At 63.5% G+C, this 17,901-nt stretch carries 23 protein-coding genes and 1 pseudogene; 15 read left to right on the top strand and 9 right to left on the bottom strand.

All coding sequences use genetic code 11. The annotated features are described in order from the left end of the window. Nucleotide 1: 1 nt before the first annotated feature. The gene (locus tag DVDV_RS13385) at nt 2-415 is read right to left on the bottom strand and encodes a hypothetical protein (RefSeq protein ID WP_075355155.1); all 414 of its coding nucleotides are present in this window, start codon (nt 413-415) and stop codon (nt 2-4) included. Nucleotides 416-661: 246 nt separating this feature from the next. Here DVDV_RS13385 and DVDV_RS13390 point away from each other — a divergent pair, with 246 nt between their 5' ends. The 7 genes and pseudogenes from DVDV_RS13390 (at nt 662) to DVDV_RS13420 (ending at nt 4,371) form a co-directional block, all read left to right on the top strand. Next, complete coding sequence (locus DVDV_RS13390; protein WP_075355156.1) at nt 662-934, top strand: AtpZ/AtpI family protein; 273 nt, start codon at nt 662-664, stop codon at nt 932-934. Continuing rightward, nucleotides 909-1,370 carry an ATP synthase subunit I gene (locus DVDV_RS13395; RefSeq protein ID WP_075355157.1) on the top strand — a complete coding sequence of 154 codons (462 nt, stop codon included), beginning with the start codon at nt 909-911 and terminating at the stop codon, nt 1,368-1,370. Before DVDV_RS13390 ends, DVDV_RS13395 begins: the two co-directional genes overlap by 26 nt. 3 nt (nt 1,371-1,373) lie before the next feature. Next, a pseudogene (gene atpB, locus DVDV_RS13400) lies at nt 1,374-2,089 on the top strand (F0F1 ATP synthase subunit A). Nucleotides 2,090-2,150: 61 nt separating this feature from the next. After that, nucleotides 2,151-2,492: an ATP synthase F0 subunit C gene (atpE, locus tag DVDV_RS13405; RefSeq protein ID WP_075355158.1), complete on the top strand. Its 342-nt coding sequence runs from the start codon at nt 2,151-2,153 to the stop codon at nt 2,490-2,492. A gap of 82 nt (nt 2,493-2,574) precedes the next feature. Next, nucleotides 2,575-3,249 carry a redox-sensing transcriptional repressor Rex gene (locus tag DVDV_RS13410; RefSeq protein ID WP_075355159.1) on the top strand — a complete coding sequence of 225 codons (675 nt, stop codon included), beginning with the start codon at nt 2,575-2,577 and terminating at the stop codon, nt 3,247-3,249. A 97-nt stretch (nt 3,250-3,346) separates the two neighbouring features. Then, entirely contained in the window at nt 3,347-4,066 is a 720-nt protein-coding gene (locus tag DVDV_RS13415; protein WP_075355160.1) for an AzlC family ABC transporter permease, read from the top strand. After that, on the top strand, nt 4,042-4,371 hold the full coding sequence (locus tag DVDV_RS13420; RefSeq protein WP_075355161.1) for an AzlD domain-containing protein: 330 nt from the start codon (nt 4,042-4,044) through the stop codon (nt 4,369-4,371). The genes DVDV_RS13415 and DVDV_RS13420 overlap by 25 nt, the downstream gene beginning before the upstream one ends. Nucleotides 4,372-4,380: 9 nt before the next feature. Here DVDV_RS13420 and DVDV_RS13425 read toward each other — a convergent pair whose 3' ends face one another. Then, nucleotides 4,381-6,720, bottom strand: coding sequence for a sigma 54-interacting transcriptional regulator (locus tag DVDV_RS13425; protein ID WP_254845376.1), 2,340 nt, complete (start codon nt 6,718-6,720; stop codon nt 4,381-4,383). Between the two features lie 361 nt (nt 6,721-7,081). On the opposite strand from DVDV_RS13425, the gene DVDV_RS13430 reads away from it, so the two are divergent. From DVDV_RS13430 to DVDV_RS13455, 6 genes are all read left to right on the top strand, one after another. After that, nucleotides 7,082-7,498 (top strand): universal stress protein, encoded by a 417-nt coding sequence (locus tag DVDV_RS13430; RefSeq protein WP_075355162.1) that lies wholly within the window; start codon nt 7,082-7,084, stop codon nt 7,496-7,498. Between the two features lie 17 nt (nt 7,499-7,515). Then, a complete protein-coding gene (locus tag DVDV_RS13435; protein ID WP_075355163.1) occupies nt 7,516-7,812 on the top strand; it encodes a DVU0150 family protein in 297 nt (98 codons plus the stop codon). A gap of 31 nt (nt 7,813-7,843) precedes the next feature. Further along, nucleotides 7,844-8,899: a sulfite exporter TauE/SafE family protein gene (locus DVDV_RS13440; RefSeq protein ID WP_075355164.1), complete on the top strand. Its 1,056-nt coding sequence runs from the start codon at nt 7,844-7,846 to the stop codon at nt 8,897-8,899. Between the two features lie 31 nt (nt 8,900-8,930). Further along, on the top strand, nt 8,931-9,539 hold the full coding sequence (locus tag DVDV_RS13445) for a DUF4881 domain-containing protein (protein ID WP_075355165.1): 609 nt from the start codon (nt 8,931-8,933) through the stop codon (nt 9,537-9,539). 81 nt (nt 9,540-9,620) lie between these two features. Continuing rightward, nucleotides 9,621-9,872: a hypothetical protein gene (locus DVDV_RS13450; RefSeq protein WP_075355166.1), complete on the top strand. Its 252-nt coding sequence runs from the start codon at nt 9,621-9,623 to the stop codon at nt 9,870-9,872. Beyond that, nucleotides 9,869-10,699, top strand: coding sequence for a hypothetical protein (locus DVDV_RS13455; protein WP_075355167.1), 831 nt, complete (start codon nt 9,869-9,871; stop codon nt 10,697-10,699). The genes DVDV_RS13450 and DVDV_RS13455 overlap by 4 nt, the downstream gene beginning before the upstream one ends. 117 nt (nt 10,700-10,816) lie before the next feature. On the opposite strand, the gene DVDV_RS13460 is transcribed toward DVDV_RS13455, so the two are convergent. From DVDV_RS13460 to DVDV_RS13490, 7 genes are all read right to left on the bottom strand, one after another. After that, entirely contained in the window at nt 10,817-11,602 is a 786-nt protein-coding gene (locus DVDV_RS13460; RefSeq protein WP_075355168.1) for an acetoacetate decarboxylase family protein, read from the bottom strand. 248 nt (nt 11,603-11,850) lie between these two features. Then, a complete protein-coding gene (locus DVDV_RS13465; protein ID WP_075355169.1) occupies nt 11,851-12,561 on the bottom strand; it encodes a superoxide dismutase in 711 nt (236 codons plus the stop codon). A 174-nt stretch (nt 12,562-12,735) separates the two neighbouring features. Continuing rightward, nucleotides 12,736-13,446, bottom strand: a complete 711-nt coding sequence (locus tag DVDV_RS13470) for a hypothetical protein (RefSeq protein ID WP_075355170.1) — start codon at nt 13,444-13,446, stop codon at nt 12,736-12,738. A 9-nt stretch (nt 13,447-13,455) separates the two neighbouring features. Beyond that, entirely contained in the window at nt 13,456-13,917 is a 462-nt protein-coding gene (locus DVDV_RS13475; RefSeq protein WP_075355171.1) for a hypothetical protein, read from the bottom strand. Between the two features lie 10 nt (nt 13,918-13,927). Next, on the bottom strand, nt 13,928-14,518 hold the full coding sequence (locus DVDV_RS13480; protein ID WP_075355172.1) for an RNA polymerase sigma factor: 591 nt from the start codon (nt 14,516-14,518) through the stop codon (nt 13,928-13,930). Nucleotides 14,519-14,531: 13 nt separating this feature from the next. Then, the gene (locus DVDV_RS13485) at nt 14,532-15,032 is read right to left on the bottom strand and encodes a periplasmic heavy metal sensor (RefSeq protein ID WP_075355173.1); all 501 of its coding nucleotides are present in this window, start codon (nt 15,030-15,032) and stop codon (nt 14,532-14,534) included. Nucleotides 15,033-15,263: 231 nt separating this feature from the next. Next, nucleotides 15,264-16,316, bottom strand: a complete 1,053-nt coding sequence (locus tag DVDV_RS13490) for a class I fructose-bisphosphate aldolase (RefSeq protein ID WP_075355183.1) — start codon at nt 16,314-16,316, stop codon at nt 15,264-15,266. Between the two features lie 204 nt (nt 16,317-16,520). Here DVDV_RS13490 and DVDV_RS13495 point away from each other — a divergent pair, with 204 nt between their 5' ends. Together DVDV_RS13495 and DVDV_RS13500 are read left to right on the top strand one after the other, a co-directional pair. Next, nucleotides 16,521-17,249, top strand: coding sequence for an MBL fold metallo-hydrolase (locus DVDV_RS13495; protein WP_075355174.1), 729 nt, complete (start codon nt 16,521-16,523; stop codon nt 17,247-17,249). A 51-nt stretch (nt 17,250-17,300) separates the two neighbouring features. Then, nucleotides 17,301-17,777, top strand: coding sequence for a C40 family peptidase (locus tag DVDV_RS13500; protein WP_075355175.1), 477 nt, complete (start codon nt 17,301-17,303; stop codon nt 17,775-17,777). Nucleotides 17,778-17,901 lie beyond the last annotated feature (124 nt).

A 17,901-nucleotide genomic window follows, 5' to 3' on the forward strand; every position in this document is an offset into this window, starting at 1 on the left:
ATTACCGTCCGCCGGTGCCGCAGCCGGAGCGCACGGACTGGCAGTAGGCGAGGCAGGCCTTGTCGCCCCGGCATTTGGCCACGCAGGACTGGTACTGTTTGGCGCACTGTTCCGGGGTTTCGGGCGCGCCGTTGCCGATAGAGGCGAGCATTTGCTGGGTGACTTGGACGGTGGGCAGGTTGGGGGCGATGGTCACGCCCGAGGTGATCTGCATGACGGCGCCGCAGGTCAGGTAGCATTGAGGGGCGACGGCGTTGCAGACAACGCTCGGGTCATGGTTTGAGCCGTAGGGCATGACGATGGCGGCGACGGGTACGCCGTCGGGTTTGACGCAATACAGCTGGGTTTGGGCGTAGGCGGCGGTGGCCGCGAGCAGCAGGCCCATGACGAAAAGCGAGACGACGAGACGTTTCATATGGGTTTCCTCCTTGCGGAACGGTTCTCCGCTATCCGAGGGCTACAACAATTTCTGGTCGTTGTCATGATTTTGGTTTAGAGATGGGCGGTTGCCGCGGGGATTGGAACCGTGTGAAATGCGCTGATCCCCGTTGACTTTTTCCGGGGGCCTGTGCTAGGCCTTCGCCACTTGTGAACTTGTGCACGAGCGCAGGCCCGGCGGGCCGGGGGGCGCGTCGCCTGTTGCAAGGCAGGAGCCTTTCCAATGCTTGGCAGGTTGATCAAGGACAGAAGTGTTCGCGAGTCCATCGCCTCGGCTTCCGTGGTGGGACTCAATTTGGTTTCGGCCACCTTCGTGGGACTGCTCATCGGATGGTGGTTGGACCGCTGGCTTGACACCAAGCCCTGGCTTTTGCTGACGTTTTTAATTCTGGGCATCGCAGCCGGGTTCAAGAACGTGCTGGTGGAAGTCAAAAAAATCCAGAAGGCTGACGCCGAGGAACATGAAGATCATGGCGACACTGATGCGAAACCTTAAGGACGGACTGGAGCGCTGGCTATATCGGCGTGGCTACGTTCATCCCGAGGTGCGCGAGCTGGTGCGCAACCAGGTGGTTATAACCGCCCTGGTCTGCCTCGGCTGTCTGCCGTTTTCGGGCGTGTCCGTGGCAGCCTGGTCGTTTGCGGCCGGCACGGCCATCATCAGCTTGAATTTTTGCTCGCTGGCCAAATTCGGGCAGCAGATCACGGGATATGGGAACAAGCGCGAGGCTATCGCGGCGGTGCTGGTCCGGTTTTATTTCCGGCTGGCGCTTACCGGCTTTGTGCTTTTTGGTTTGATTGTCTGGTTCGAGGCTCTGCCGTTGCCGCTTCTGGCCGGCATTTCGACGGTGGTGGTTAACTTCCTCGTCTGGGGCGTCGCGCGCCACGCCGGCTCCAAGACGCACCAAACGCTTACGGGAAAGGAGGCATAGGACATGGCTGGTGGGTTGCCGCATCCGATTCTGCTCGTTGACGAGGCCGCGAAGAGTGTGGGGCTTTACAAGCTCAACGATGTCTTCCACGCCCAGGTCATCGACACCAACGTCATTTACGCCTGGTTCGCCATGGGCCTGCTCATCATTTTGGGTATGCTCGCCACCCGCAAGCTCGCCATGGTGCCGAGCGGGTTGCAGAACTTTTTTGAGGTCGTCGTCGGCGGACTCGAATCCTTCGTCGTCGAAAACATCGGCGAAAAGGGCCGCAAGGTTTTTCCGTTCCTGTGTGCCTGTTCCTGTTCATCATCACCGGCAACCTGATCGGTCTGGTTCCCGGCCTCGATTCCCCGACCAACAACGTGAACACCAACGCCGCCATGGCGCTGACCGTGTTCGCCTACTACAATTTCTGGGGCATCCGCATGTGGGGTGCCGGCTACATCAAGCACTTCATGGGACCCTTCTGGTGGCTGGTGCCACTCATGCTGCCCATCGAAATCATCTCGCATCTGGCCCGGCCCCTTTCGCTCACCCTGCGTCTTTTCGGCAACGTGCGCGGTGAAGAAATCGTCCTGGTCCTGCTCTTCGCCCTGGCTCCGGTCGTCGGCACGTTCCCGATGTACTTCCTGTTCTCGCTGGCCGACTGCATCCAGGCCTTCGTGTTCTTCATGCTGGCCATGATCTACCTCAAGGGCTCGCTGGAACACGCGCACTAGAATTCGGGGGAAATGGTCCTTAGGACCGTAACTTTAAACACCTGTTTTCAGGAGGATCGACATGCGTAAGGCTTTCATGACCATCTTCTCGACCGCTGCCCTGCTGACCCTGGCTTCCGTGGCCTTCGCCGCCGACACCGCCGGCGCCATGGGCGCCATCGGCACCATCTCCTGGGCCACCGCCATCGGCATGGGCCTGGCCGCCGCCGGCTGCGGTCTTGGTCAGGGTCTGGGCCTCAAGGCTGCCTGCGAAGGCACCGCCCGTAACCCTGAGGCTGGCGGAAAAATCACCGTCACCCTGATCCTCGGTCTGGCCTTCATCGAATCCCTGGCCATTTACGCCCTGGTCGTCTGCCTGATCCTGCTCTTCGCCCACCCGTTCGCGAAGATCATCACCGGCTAATGACGGTATGACCCGAAAGGAGGCCGGAAGCCCCGGCCTCCTTTTTTTTCCACCAAACCTGCACGCACCAAAGGATGCCGCCTTGAAAAGCGAACACATCCCAAAGGCCACGATCAAACGCCTGGCCATGTACGTGCAAGTGCTCGAAACGCTCAAGCGTGAAGGCTCGCAAGTCGTTTCCTCCGAGCTGCTCGCCCGTACCTGCTCTGTCAATCCCTCACAGATCCGAAAGGATCTGGCCTATTTCGGCGAATTCGGCGTTCGCGGCGTCGGCTACCATGTCCAGGATCTCATCTATTCCATCAAGCATTCCCTTGGTGTTGACCGCGTCTGGAAATGCGCCCTGGTCGGCGTCGGCAATCTGGGCAAGGCCCTGCTCCGCCATCAGGACTTCAAGTTTCGCGGCTTTGACATCGTGGGCGCGTTTGACTGCGACCCTTTCAAGATCGGTGAGGAAATCTCCGGCCTGGAAGTGGTCTGCACCCGTCGCCTCAAGGATGCCGTCAAGGAACTGGGCATCGAGATCGGCCTGATCACCACCCCGGTCAACCGGGCCCAGCGCGCCGCCAATTTCCTGATCGAAGCCGGAGTCAAGGGCATCATCAACTACTCGCCGGCCATGCTCACCGTCCCGGCCGACATCTACGTCGAACACGTGGACTTTTTCCACTATTTCTATTCCGTGGCCTTTTCCATCACCCTCGACCGGCATCAGGATCGGATGGGGGGCGAGAACGAGTCTGACGAAGACGATTGAGGCCAGGAACAACCGGCGCCTTGCAAGCAAGGCTTTTGACTCCCGGCTGCGGCCGGGTTTCTTTTTTGGGGCCGCAGGGCCCGGGGGATAGACCACCATGCAGCCTGTGCCGAAACCGCCTGCCCCGGCCAGCGAAGCGCTTCGCAAAGCCCTGTCCCTGACCCTGCCCATTGCCCTCGGCTACGTGCCTGTGGGCATGGCCTACGGGGTCCTGGCCGGCAAGGCCGGGTTGTCGGCCCTAAACGTGCTCCTCATGTCCATCCTGGTCTATGCCGGCTCGGCCCAGCTGGTGGCGGTTGGGCTTTTTGCCGCCGGCGCCACGGCTGCGGCCCTGGTGGCCACGACCTTTGCCGTCAATCTGCGCCATGTGCTTTTTTCTGCCGCCATGGCTCCGTTGCTGACCGGGTGGCGCAAACGGGAACTGGCAGCCTTTGCCTTTGAACTGACCGACGAAAGTTTCGCCCTGCATGCGGCGCGCTTTGGCCGCGGGGACCGGGACAAGGCCGTGACCCAGTGGATCAACGTTCTGGCCCAGGCCTCCTGGGTGGGCGGCACGGCCCTGGGAGTGGCCCTGGGCGACGTTCTGGGCGACGGACGGGCCTTTGCCCTGGATTTCGCCTTGCCGGGAATGTTTCTGGCCCTGTTGGCCGGGCAGCTCGGGAGCCGGTCCCAGGTGGCGGCGGCAGTCAGCGGCGGGGGTTTGTCCCTGCTGGCGGCTGGACTGGGCATCACCGGCTATGGAGCTTTGGCGGCCGGGTTGATCGGGGCCGGGTGCGGCCTGGGAGTGGAACGATGGATGACGCGACAGCCTTCCTGACCATCGCCGGCATGGCCGCGGTCACCTATGCCACGCGAAGCGGCCCGCTGCTTTTCCTGGCCGGCCGGACCCTGCCTCCCGGGGCCATCCGGTTTCTGGCCCATGTCCCGGCGGCGGTGCTGGCGGCATTGGCTGCCCCGGCCCTGCTGCGCCCTGAAGGCCGTTTCGACGCCAGTCCCGCCAATGTCATCTTTTGGGCCGGCCTGGCCGCCTTTGCCCTGGCCCTTCGGACCAAGGGCTTTTTCGGCCCGGTGGCCCTGGGCATGGGCCTGGTGGCCGCTGCCCGGTTCTTCTGGGGCGGGTGACCGCCCTGGTCAGCCGGTGCGACGCCCGAGAAGCCGATAGCGGGTGGCCGGACCTTTCCCTTCCTTGAGCACAATGCCCCGGGTGACCAGATCCTGCAGGTCGTGTTGGGCCGTGCGCTGGGGCACGTCGTTGCCGACAGCGTCCTGATAGTCCTGCCGGGTGAAGGTCGGCCGGTCGAGCAGGGTCCGCAGGGCCTTGCGTTGCCGGGCGGACAGGGGCGCGTCCAGGGCCTGGGGCTCGCTTTCGGCCGCGGCCGGCGGCTGGGCCGGCCCGCCAGCTGCCGGTTCGCCCGCCATCTCGTCTTCAAAATGGATGTCCTCAGCCAGGATCAGTTCCCGTTCTGCCAGGGCTGCGGCCCGGATGATGCAGTTTTTAAGCTCCCGGACGTTACCCGGCCAGGCATGGTGCAACAGTTTGTCCAGCGCCCCGCGGGACAGCGACAGGTCCCCCTTGCCCATCCGCCGGACCGCGAGCTTCAGGAAATACCCGGCCAGGATCGGAATGTCGTCCTGGCGTTCACGCAAGGCCGGCGTGTTCACGGCCAGGACCTGGAGCCGGTAGAAGAGGTCTTCCCGGAAGGTCCCCGAGGCCACGAGATCCTTGAGATTGACGTTGGTGGCGGCGATCACCCGGGCGTCGAAGGCGTGCTCCTCGTCGCTGCCCAGGGGGCTGATGCGCCGCACGGACAAGGCCCGCAACAGGGCCTGCTGCACCCGGGGCGAGGCGTTGCCGATTTCATCCAACAGCAGCGTCCCGCCGTCAGCCGCCAGAAACGCCCCCTTGCGATCGCTTTTGGCCTCGGAAAAAGCCCCTTTGACATGGCCGAACAGGGCGTCCATGAGCAGGTTTTCGTCCAGCGCCCCGCAGTTGATGGAGATAAAGGGCATGTCCTTGCGCCGGCTTAAGCGATGGATGGCGTCGGCCGTCAGTTCCTTGCCCGTGCCGGTCTCGCCGACAATGAGCACATCGGCGTCGGTGGCGGAAATTTTCTGGATGCGGGACAAAAGGCGGTTCATGGCCGAACTTTCGCCCACCAGATCCTCCAGGGCCTCGCCCTGCAAGCCTTGGCGCGATGTCGGCGCGACCAGCTGGACCCGTTCCCTGGCGCGAACCGAACGCAGCCGTTCGTCCCGGGCCTTGATTTCCATTTCCTTGGACAGCAGGGCCGCGACCAGACGGTTGATGGCGCGTTTGAGCGTCGATGTATCCAGGTCGCTGTCCGGCAGATCAATCTCGTGCAGCCGGCCTTCCAGGCGCATGGAACGGACTTCTTCGGCCAATCTGAGGATGGGTTTGGTAATAACCCGGGCCAAGAGAATAATACATCCCGCCATGGTGATAATCGCGCCAAGCGTGGTGACGAACAGGATATTGAACTGGCCGAATTCCGCAGCCCGGGGGAGCAGGCTGCGGTCGATATAGACAATTCCCCCAATAATCTCCGAATCCTCGGCATCCCCGCTCCGAAAGCGGACCGGAGCGTAGCCGATATAATCCTCGCTGGAGGCAATCTTGGACGGGCCGAAATCAGCCTCGCCGCGTTCCATGCCGGAATGCCCCTGCTGGATGGCGCTGATCATCCGCCAAAAGGTCTCATGGCGCGGTCCGGGCCGAAAGGCCCCGTCGTAGCCCGGCTTGCCGTGATCCCCGGACAGGCCGGTCTTGGCCATTTCCACGGACAACTGGCGGGCCGGGTCTTCGACGTTTTCCGACTGGAATAAAAACCAGCCGCGCTCGTCAAGAAACAGGCTCAGACGGTTTTCTGCCGTGCGATTGTAGCCCAGAAGCGGCGAGCGCGGGGAATTGTAGAGCGACAGGACATTGCGCAACTGCCGGGCGTCGATGGACAGGATCAGGTAGCCGGCCACCCGGCCGTCTTCCTCGGCCACCGGCGTGGTCAGGCGCAGCAGGGTCAGATCCCGCTGCCGGGGCTGGGCCCCGAACCCGGTCGGGGGGTAATAGACCTCCAGCAGTTCGGACAGGGCCACCTGGCCGCGACTCAGGCTGACGGCTTTGCGCGATACCACGAACGGGCTGTTCTTGGCCTGTTGCACCACCTCGGCCGGGACTTCCTCGACCCGCTCGCCATTTTTCAAAAACGCGTACTGGTTGTCCGTCCCTTCGCCGACGTAGGCGGCCTCGGCGTACAGTTCGCCCCGGGCGGCGGCAGAGGCGGCCATGAAATTGTGGAGCCGTTCCCGGGTCATGGGCCGGTGGGCCAGGGCTACGATATCCTCCCGGCAGCCTTCCAGGACGACTTCGATTTCATGGGCCTGGGCCAGGGTCATGGTCAGGGTGCTGCGGCCCAGGGCCAGGTCGATGTAGCGGTTGGAATAGATGTTGAGCACAAATCCCGTGACGCCGAGGGTGAGGATGACCGGCGGAATCAGGAATACGAGGAGTTTTTTGCGGATGCTCCAATCGGCGAGGCCCTTGAAGGTGGTCTCTGCGGGGTTGAACGCTGGCTTCGTCGAAGCAGGTGCAGCATGGGGCCTCCGGGGCGGCGCACGCCCACTGGCGCGTTTTGCGGGACAGGCTGATTCTGGCGCTATTAATGCGCAAAATACCCGCAACTCTGTCAAGCGCTTTTTTTCACGAAACTGTTTTCTTCAATTATTTCAAAGCACAAATCGCGGTGGCACACCCCTTGCTCTAAGAAGTGCGAAATCGGCGACCCGCAAAGCGCCGGATCAAAAAGGAGGTGTTCTGATGCAGATTCTCGTGGCACTCGATCAATCACCCTTTGCCGTGACCGTTCTGGACAAAGCCATCACCCTGGCCAAGCAGCAGGGGGCGACCCTGTCCATTATGACCGTGGCCGAGGATTTTCTTGATCTGGGCGACTACATGGACGTCAACTCTATAAGCGACAAAATTTTAGCCTCCACCAAGGCTGCTGCCGAGAATTACACCGCCGTCGCCCAGAAGGCCGGCATCCCGGCCAAGGTTGTGGTCGAACAGGGTGTTTCCCCGGCCGACCTGATTATCGCCCACGCTGCCAACAACGCTATCGATATGATTGTCATGGGACACCAGGGCAAAAAAGGCCTGTCGAAATACCTGATCGGCAGTGTGGCCGGCCGGGTTGTGTCCCACGCGCCCTGCTCGGTTCTCGTCGTCCGCTAACAACTTAGGGGGAAGAGATGAACGCCAAAATCAAGGCCCTGTTCGCCACTGTCCTGACCTTCGTCCTCATGGCCCCGGCCATGGCCTTTGCCGCCGGCGGCGGCGGCGCGCCCATCGTCATGGTGGCCGACACCAGAAAGCTCTCCGGCATCATGGCCTGGTGGGCCAATCTGTATAACGAGTCCCACCTCTACTTCACCATCCTGACCATCATCCTTATTCCGCTGATCGGCGTCATCTTCGGCGTGCTGGCCGACATCATCATGCACTTCATCGGCATCGACCTGAAGTCCCGCGACCTGGCTGAACATTAAACCGGACCGCTAGGCAAAAAGGAGAATCCACATGGAATGGCTTTACATCCTCATGCCCATCGCGGGCGTTAAAATCTTCTGGCCGGGCCTTATCATTCTCGGTATCGGCGTCGGCGTCATCGGCGGCTTCTTCGGCATGGGCGGCGCCTGGATGGTCACCCCGGGGCTCAACATCCTTGGTTTCCCCATGGCCTTTGCCATCGGCACCGACATCGCCCACATGGCCGGAAAATCGCTTATTTCCACCATGCGCCACGGCAAGTTCGGCAACGTCGATTACAAACTCGGCTTTATCATGCTCTTCGGGACAATCGCCGGCTTCGAAGTCGGCGCCCAGATGATCATGTGGCTTGAGCGAATCGGCAAGGTCGACATGGTCGTGCGCTGGATCTACCTCGGCCTGCTGGCCTTCATCACCTGGATGGTCTTTACCGACATCGCCCGCCGCAAGGCCAAGGACAATGCCGCCATCGCCGCCGGCAAGGAAGTGGACAAGAACGCCACCGGCCTGGAGTGGCACAAGGCCCTGCACAAGATCAAGATTCCCCCCATGGTGCACTTGAACGTGGCCGGCATCTACTGCTCCGCCTGGCTGCCCATCGCCGTCAGCTTCTTCACCGGCTGGCTGGCTGGTATCCTCGGCATCGGCGGCGGGCTGATCCGCATGCCCTCCCTGATCTACCTTGTTGGCTGCCCGACCCACGTCGCCGTCGGCACCGACCTCTTTGAAGTCGCCATCTCCGGCCTCTACGGCGCAGCCTCCTACACCTACAAGGGACGTACCGAACTCGTGGCCGCCATCATCATGCTCATCGGCGCAGCCATGGGCGCCCAGGTCGGCGCTGTGGCCACCAAGTACATCAAGGGCTACGGCATCCGCTACGTCTTCGGCCTGGCCGTCATCGGCTGCGGCATCTCGATTCTCTTAAAGCTCATGGGTGTCTACGTCCCCTCCATCGCCGAAGTCTGCGACATCATCGCCACCTACCTCATTTTGGGTCTGGTGTCCGGCATGGCGCTCTACATCACGGTCAAGATGGTCCAGGGAGCGAAGCAGGAAATAGCCATGAAGAAGGCCCGGGCCTAAGCGCGCAACAGCCAAAGGAAAGGAGAACGCCATGCGTACCATACTCAAGAAAATGCTGCTGGCCGCCCTGCCCGTCGTCTTCCTGGCCGGCTGCGTGGATTACGGCAAGGTTGACCAGGGCCGCACCGTGGCCGTGGACAAGGACAAAAAGACCCTGACCTTCATCCGCGACAAGGCCAATGACTGGCAAAAGCCCGATTATACCTATCTGCCGGCCCTGACCTACTCATTCCCGGTCGTTGCGGCGGAAATGGGCGAAATCCCCAAGGCCGGCCTGCGCATGAAGCTTGATGCCGACAAGAGCCAGATCGTGATGTACGATCCCAAAAAGCAGAACTTCGAAACCATTGCCATCCAGGTCGTGGACAAGCAGGAAGGCATTGACTCCAAGCACCCGCTGGTCTTTGACGCCGCAGCCGAAAAGGCCAAGCCCTTCCCGGCTGTTGACAAGGACAAGAAGACCGTCACCATCTACTCCGGTCGCCAGAAGCTGCTCGTCACCTTCATCGTCCCGGACGAGTACCTGGCCCTGCCGGCCGCGGCCTGGGACGCTGGCGACGAAGTGCGCGTCTACTACAAGGACGAAGGCAAGGCCCTGCGCCTCATGAACGTGACCAAGACCAACATCTTCAAGAAGTAGGAATCAACCCCACACCCCGCCAAGCCGTCCCGGTTCGCCCGCGCGGGCCGGGACGGCCCTTCAAGAACAAAGGAGATTGCCATGCTGTTCGAACGCTCCTCCTCCCCGGCCCCGGAACTCAACAGCCGCCAGCGCTGGGCCGTCGTCTGCATGGATGTAGCCATGCTTGCCGAAGTCACCCTTTCCGTCTATCTAGCGTCCAGGCAACCCGACGATTTCACCCCGGTTTTCATGAAGGTGTTTTTCTCCATGCTGATCCCCACCATCGCCGCCGGCATCTTTGCCATCCGCCGCTTCCGCGACCGTACCCCTGAGACAGGAGCCGAAGCGTGAGCGAGACCGGGTTGTTGCGGCTTCGCGCCACCCTTGGCTGGATTGCCGCCGCCCTGTGCCTGTGCGCCGCCCTGGCCCTGGCCGACAGCTTCGTGGCCAGCTTCCATACCGGCCCCAACACCCTGTCCATGCTCGTTGGCGGCGAAGAAAAACTCTCCGGCCCCCTGCCCGTGGAGGCCAATGACGCCACCGCCATGGTCGCCGTCATCGACCACCCGGGCCTGACCTTTTCCATCACCAATCAGGCCAAGGGCTTTTGGATGGGCAACCGCATGTGGCAGGGCACGCTGCAAGCCGCCCCGGACGCCAGAGCCGGCACGGCCACGGTCATCCTGCGCAGCCCCGGCAGCGACGCCAACGCCCCGGTCCAGGCCTACGTCATCCATCTTTTCCCGGATGAGGCCGCCCTCAACGCCGCCTCCCATTCCAACGCCGTCCGCCTGCTGGGTCAAAGTCCCATGGCCATTGCCGGCTACTGCCTGGCTGCCGCCTGTCTGGTCGGAGGCTGCGTCTACCTGACCACCCGCCGCCTGGAGGCCATCTGGACCCGGCTTGGCAAGGCTGTCGTCTACATGACCAAAAAGACCCCGGACGGTCTGCTCATCTCCTTTGGCCTGGGTTCCGACCAGGGGCTGGCCACCGGAACATCGGTTGCGGTCCACGACGAATCCGGCCTGCCCGTGGCCATGGCCTCGGTGGTGCGCTGCTCCCCGGCCGACGCCGCCGCCCTGGTCGTCGGAGACGGCAAGGTGGGCCTGGGCAACATCGTCAGCCTCGCCCCGCCGGCCGACGAGGGCACGGCCGCAGCCGCGCCCCAGCGTTCCTGACCCCTCCCCCAAACGCCGCTTTGCCGGCCGGCTGCCTTACGCAACGCCCTTCATGACAGCCCCGTAGGGGTAATGGACGCGTCGTGGCTCGCGTGCAGCTTCTCGAAGGCACTCGCATCAACGAAGCTCCTTCGCGCCAACGATGGTGATCCCGATCCAACCAACGCTCGCCGTTTGAACCTGCACTTTGCCAAGAAGCGACAGTTCCTCCACGGGATGGTCCTGCACCTGGATCGTCGCCGAAGCCTCGTGCCAATTTGACGCGACCTTGTCCTGGATGTCGGGCAGAAGCCAGCGCAACTGCGGGGAATTTCCCGATACGGTCAGATCCGGCCAACCCACTGTGCCAATAGTTTTATTGGCCAAAAAACCCAGAGGCTGCCCCGGATTGCCCGTGAGTTCGAGTGCGGCATCGATCAGCCGTCTATCCTTGACGCACAGGGAAGCCCCCAACCGAGTGCCGGCACGAAGCGGCGCTGCCGCCGGGTGCTCGAGAGGCATGGAGCGAGTGAGGAAGGTGGAACCAAATTTCTTGGGCCAGCCCTGAAGGAGGCCACGCATGAGAGAGATGTCTTGGTCCACCCAGATAAAGGGGCAGAAATTTGCGAGACTCCCATCCGGGCGTTCGATCTCCACAATGGCAATGGTCTCGCGGTATTGGGCGTACACAGGATCGATCATTTCCCGGCCGTCGGTGGTGGCCTGCCAATCCGCAAAATGGATGCAGCCGTTTCCGGTCAACCGGCCAAGCCCAGGCGATACGAGACTGCGGCTGTTCACGGTTTCGCAGATGATGGCCACATTGATCAGCCATCCTGCATAATGCCAGGGTGGCGGCGGCACCAGGGCAGCGCGGCCGCTGGCGGTAAAGGGCGCAGTGAAACTGGTCAGGGCGAACTCCATACCATCTCCTCATTTGCAGTCGACATCCATGCATCTTGACGAAACTGAGTTGAAACAGGAAGGAAGTCCCCTCCGGGAAGACCGCTACCCCCAACCCGAGCATGGGTCAATTCCACATAAAACGTCAAAGAACCCAAAAAAGAAAGGAACCACGGCCGGGCCATGGTTCCTTGTCACGTTTGGGTCGAATCGTCCGATTGCACTGCGGGGGATGGCCGGCCAAGCCGGCCATCCCCCGGGGCCCGGATTCAGCCGAGGTTCTTGGCCGCAAAGTCCCAGTTGACGAGCTTTTCCAGCACGCCCTTGACGTAGTCGGCCCGCCGGTTCTGGTAATCCAGATAATAGGCGTGCTCCCAGACGTCGATGACCCACAGGGGCTTTAAGCCTTCCTGCATGGGATTGTCGGCATTGCCGGTCTTGACCACCGACAGTTTGCCGGCCGGATCCGCCACCAGCCAGGCCCAGCCGCTGCCGAACTGGGCCAGGGCCGCCTCGGTCAGGGCTTTCTGGCAGGGCTCAAGGCCGCCAAAGGAGGTCTCAATGGCCTTGGCCAGCTTGCCCGAAGGCGCGCCGCCGCCGCCGGCCGTCAGGCCGTTCCAGTAAAACACATGGTTCCAGGCCTGGGCCGCGTTGCGGAAAAGCCCCACCAGCTTGGGGTCCTTGGCTGCCTCCAAAAACACTTTTTCCAGGGGCTGCCCGGCAAGCGGGGTGTCGGCCACCAGCTTGTTGGCGTTGTCGAAATAGCCAATGGTGTGTTTGCCGTAATGAAAGCCCACGGTTTTGGCCGAGATGACCGGTTCCAGGGCATTTTCGGCATAGGGCAGGGGCGGAGCGGCAAAAGTGGCGGCCCGGGCCTGTCCGGGACGGAACATGCCGCCGGCCAGGAGCATGAGGCTCGCTCCGGCGGCAAGACGCAGAACCTGGCGTCGGGAAGGGGATGCGTCGCACAATACTGGCATGTCGCTTCTCCTTGGCGCACCCCTCGCCCGAGAGCGGGTAAGGCAAAGGCTGCGGAAAGACAGCCCTGGCGGGAGCGCGCGTTGGCGTTGTGGCGGGCCGCATCCGGGATGCGGCCCGCCAGAGGATGACACCAGTATTGCCAGAAAAGGCGCGGCAGGGGAACGGAAAAACGATTATGGTGCGGTCTTGCCGGCTGCGTCCGGGGCCGGTTTGGCCCCAGCCGGCGGCGCTGCGGCGTTTTCCCCAGGCTTTTCAGACTGTTTGGCTGGGGCATCCTCAGGCCGCTGTCCGGATGGCCGGGTGGCCGGTGCCCCGGGCGGCGGTCCCGGATGCGGGCCGGGGGGCGGCAGATCCCACTCCGGATCAAACAGATCCGGCGGCGGCGGCGGGAAACCCTCCATGCCCGGGGGCGGGCCGAAGCCGTGCGGCGGCGGATACCCTTCCATGCCCGGGGGCGGCGGATAGCCTTCCATGCCGGGCGGCGGCGGCGGCGGGCCGAAGCGGTCCATGGCCTTGCGCCGGGATTCCAGCCGGGCCATGGTGGCGGTAAATTTTTCGCGTTGCTCAGGGGTGAGCATCGCCTTGGTCAGCTCGATGCTCGTGGTAATGAGTTCCCGAACCCGCGGTTCCTGCTCGCGACGGATGGCCAGGATCTGGCGGGCCGTATCCATGATCAGCGGCCGCAGTTTTTCCTGCTGTTCGTCGGTCAGATCGAGGTCGCTGGACATGCGGCGCAGGGCCATGGCCGCAAATTGCCTGGGGTCGCCGTGGATCATGGCCAGGGGGCCGCGGTCGCCGAGCAGGCGGGAGGCGATAAAGCCCATGACCGCGCCCGAGGCAAACAGCACCAACCCGGCCAGCACCATGGCTGCTTTCTTATTCATGCACACACCTTACACACCAAGCAGGGAAACCACGACCTGGCCGCTGGGATCATAAAACAACAGGCGCCCCAATTCTTCCTCCAACCCCGAACCAAACGTCAGGGCAAAAAGCACCGTGGCCGCAGCCAACACCCCGGCTCCGGCAGCCATGCGCCACAACACCCTATTTTCCGGGACAACAGGCGCGGCAGCCTCGGCCTTGAGGGTGGCCAGCACCGAAGCGGCCATGCCCGGATCAAGGGGCGGCCCGCTGCGGTCGGCATGGGCAAGGCGCAGCACGGCTTCCAGGCGGTCGAGCCGATGGGAGCCGTCGTCGCCAGCCGGCGGCGGCGCGGCAGCCGGTGACGCCTTGATGGCCGCGAGCACCGAGCCGGCCAGCCCGGCATCCGGCAGGGGGGCGGACCGACGGGCCTGGGCCGCCCGCAAGACCGCTTCCAGGCGGTCGATACGCCGTGAATCGTTTCCGTCCATGGAGTCCTCCTTACGCGCCGATGACATCGCCAAGTATCTCCCGAAGTTTTTTCCTGGCCCGAAAGGCCCGCACCTTGACGTTGGGGACGCTCATTCCAAGCATCTCGGCGGCTTCGGCCACGGGCCGCTCTTCCAGATGGGTCAGCGTCACCACCATGCGGTCCGTGGCCGAAAGCTTATCCAGGGCCCAGCGCAGCAAATCCTCGGCTTCCCGGCGCGAGGCCGTCTCTTCGGCGGCCTCGCCCGTGGCCAGGGCTGCCGCTTCTTCGGCAAAGGCCCGGCACTCATCGGACAGATCGCTTTCCGGGCGTTCCTTGATGCGGTACTGCGCCCGCCAGAAATCGTGGCAGGTGCGCACCGCCACCTTGGCCAGCCAGTGTCCCAGGGGGCTTTCGCCCCGGTAGCCGTCCAGGGAACGGTAGGCCCGCACAAACACCTCATGGGTCAATTCAGCCACCCGGTCCCGGGGCGCGTGCCCGGAAACGATTCCGGACACGCGCCCCTGGTACTTGGTCATGATCACAGCGTAGGCATCCACGTTGCCAGCCCGAATCGCCTTCAGGACCCGGGCGTCCTCCATGTCTACCACAGCTTCAACCATAACGCTCCGGAGCTTAGCTGTCCTTGCCGGCGTGGGTGTCGATCCAGTCATTGACCAACTCGCGACCGGCATGAAAACGCTCCTTGGGGTCCCTGGGCATCGGCGGTTTGCCGATTTCTTCCCAGATTGTACGCTGTTGCGGGGTCAACAGGGTCAACAATGCGGCTTCGACCTTGCCCCGCAGCACAGCCATGTCCTCGGCGGCGACAGCAATGGCCCGGCTGGCCTGGCGCACGCTGTTCTCATTGCCGGGATCGGTCCGCATGACGTCGCGCATTCCGTCAAAAGATTCACGCATGGCCGTCATGCCGGACTCGAAGGCCGCCCGGTTGCGTTTGAGGACCACGGCCACGTCATGCTTCTGGGCGTCGGTCAGCTTAAGCGACAGCAGCCTGTCAAGCAATCCTTCCGGTCCGGGTCCGCCGGGACCGCCCGGGCCGGGACCGGCGGCCACTGCATAGGCCGAGCCGATCAGGATGGCCAGGGTGAGCATTCCATAGAGCAACTTCTTCATGATGGGATAACCTCCCGCGTGGTTTGGGCGGCGTTGCCGTCCATTGCGCGGTTGGTCGGGGGACCGGGCCGACTGGTTACAGATTCGGGGCCCTCGGCAGAAAGCACCCGGACAACTGCCCGCCGGTCGGCGGCGGCGGCCAAAAGGCCCTTGGGCGGCGTATGCAACGTCCGGCCAAGGGCCTTTGCAACCAACGCTCCGGAGGTCTTGCGTTTCGTTTAAAACCGGCCGTCAGGCGATGGTGACCTCGGGGCACAGATAGACGTCCTGGATGGCGTTTAAGAGCTTCACACCCTCGGCCATGGGCCGCTGGAAGGCCTTGCGGCCGGAAATAAGGCCCATGCCGCCGGCCCGCTTGTTGATGACGGCCGTGGCCACGGCATCGGGGAAATCCGATGCGCCCGACGCGCCGCCGGAATTGATGAGGCCGATGCGGCCCATGTAGCAGTTGGCCACCTGATAGCGGGTGAGGTCGATGGGATGGTCGGTGGTCAGCTGGCTGTAGACCCGCTTGTCGGTCTTGCCAAAGCCGATGGCCGTGTAGCCGCCGTTGTTGGTGGGCTGTTTTTGCTTGACGATGTCCGCCCCGATGGTGGCGGCCAGATGGTTGGCCTGGCCGGTCAGGTCGGCGGCGGTGTGGTAATCCACGCCGTCTTTGACGAAGCCGGGATTGCGCAGATAGGCCCACAGGATGCAGGCCATGCCCAGATCGTGGGCCCGGGCAAAGGCCTCGGAAATCTCCTGGATCTGGCGGCGGCATTCCGGCGAGCCGAAATAGACCGTCGCCCCGACAGCCACGGCCCCCATGTCGTAGGCCTGCTCCACCGAGGCAAACAGCGTCTGGTCGTGGATGGGGGGCAGGGAGAGCAACTCGTTGTGGTTGATCTTGAGGATAAAGGGAATCTTGTGGGCGTATTTGCGGGCCACGCTGCCAAGGACGCCAAGGGTCGAGGCCACGGCGTTGCACCCGGCTTCAAGGGCCAGCCGGACGATATTTTCCGGGTCGAAATAGACGGGGTTGGGCGCGAACGAGGCCCCGGCCGAGTGTTCGATGCCCTGGTCCACGGGCAGAATCGACATGTAGCCGGTGCCGGCCAGACGGCCGTGGCCGTAGAGCGCGGCCATGGACCGCAGCACGGGCAGCGGCCGGTCGGTCTGGGTGAAAATCGTGTCCAGATAGTCCGGGCCGGGCAGGTGCAGGGACTCCTTGGCAATGGTCTGGCAGACGTGGGTCAGAAGCGAATCGGCTTCGCCGCCGAGGTATCCGGTAATGGCATCGATCATGATGGCCGCCTCCTTTGGCAGATTAAAGGGATAGTAGGCCAGGTGCCGCCGCGACGACAACTAAAAAACGCCCTTTGTTCCTGCCCCGGTTCCGGCGACGGGGCCGTGGCGATCCGGCAAAAGACGGGCGACAGAACCACGCCGGCCCTTGCGCCCGGTTCCCGGTCCGGCTACCGTATGCTCTCGATCCAAAGGAGGCCTGCCATGCTGCTCGAAACCCTTCTGACCCTGGCCCTGGTGGCGACGTGCGCCGTGCCGGCGGCAGCGGCCCCGGCATCGGACACCTTCGACACCACGGCCGGACCGCTGACCGTGACCTTTATCGGCCACGGTTCCCTGCGCTTCGATTTCGCCGGCAAGACCATCTATGTCGATCCCTTCGGCAAGGTGGGCGACTACAGCGCCATGCCGCCGGCCGATCTGGTCCTTTTGACCCACGAACACGGCGACCACCTCGACCCCGACGCCCTGGCCAAAATCACCGGCCCCGACACCCCGATCCTCCTGACCGGGGCCTGCCTGGAAAAGCTCGGCCGGGGCACGGTGCTGGAAAACGGCCAGACGACCGAACGGCTTGGCATTACCATTGCCGCCGTGCCGGCCTACAACCTCAGGCACAAGCGCGACACCGGCGACCCGTTTCATCCCAAGGGCCGCGGCAACGGCTACGTCCTGACCTTTGGCGGCACAACGGTCTACGTGGCCGGCGACACCGAGGACATCCCGGAGATGGCTGCCGTGGCCGGGGTGGACGTGGCCTTTTTGCCCATGAACCTGCCCTACACCATGACCCCGGAGATGGCGGCCCATGCCGCCCGGCTGGTGCGCCCCACGGTGCTCTATCCGTACCACTACGGCGAGACCGACCCCAAACAACTCGTTTCCCTCCTGGCCGGCGACGGCATCGAGGTCCGGATCCGGGATTTGCGCTAGCCTGGGCTGCGGCACGGGATTTGCTGTGGTCCCGGACGGAGGTCCGGGACCATGCTTGTCGTCTGTCGCATTGCCCTGCTCGTCCTTTGCGCGCTCTCCCTTGGCGGCTGCGCCTTTTCCGTGGGCGGCCGCGAGCCTGTCCCCCTGGCCCCGGGCCAGGAAACCGTGCTGGAAACGGCCAAGGCCCTGGTCGGCACGCCCTATCGCCCGGCCGGGGAGAGTCCGGACCAGGGCTTTGACTGTTCGGGCTTTGTCAAATGGGTCTACGCCCGGCACGGCATCCGCCTGCCGCGCCGCACCCAGGACCAGCTCATGGCCGGCCGGCCGGTGCCCCGGGAGGAGCTCAAAGCCGGCGATCTGATCTTTTTTGCGCCCTCGGGCAAGCTCTCAAGCCTGCACGTGGGCATCTTCGACGGCCACGGGGGCTTTATCCACAGCCCTTCCCCGGGCGGCCGGGTGCGGCAGGAATACCTGCTGGCCCCCTACTGGCGCTCCAGCTATTACGCGGCCAACCGGGTGCTGCGCTGACCCGTCCTTTCCGGGAAAGCCTTTGACAGCCTCTGCGGTTTGTTTTTAAGAAAGATACAAATTCATACTGCCTGCTGCAGCGGCGCGGTTCCTTCCAGCAGCCCCCCGGACTGCGGGGCTTGCC

The organism is Desulfovibrio sp. DV, from assembly GCF_001936595.1.
GTDB lineage: Bacteria > Desulfobacterota > Desulfovibrionia > Desulfovibrionales > Desulfovibrionaceae > Solidesulfovibrio.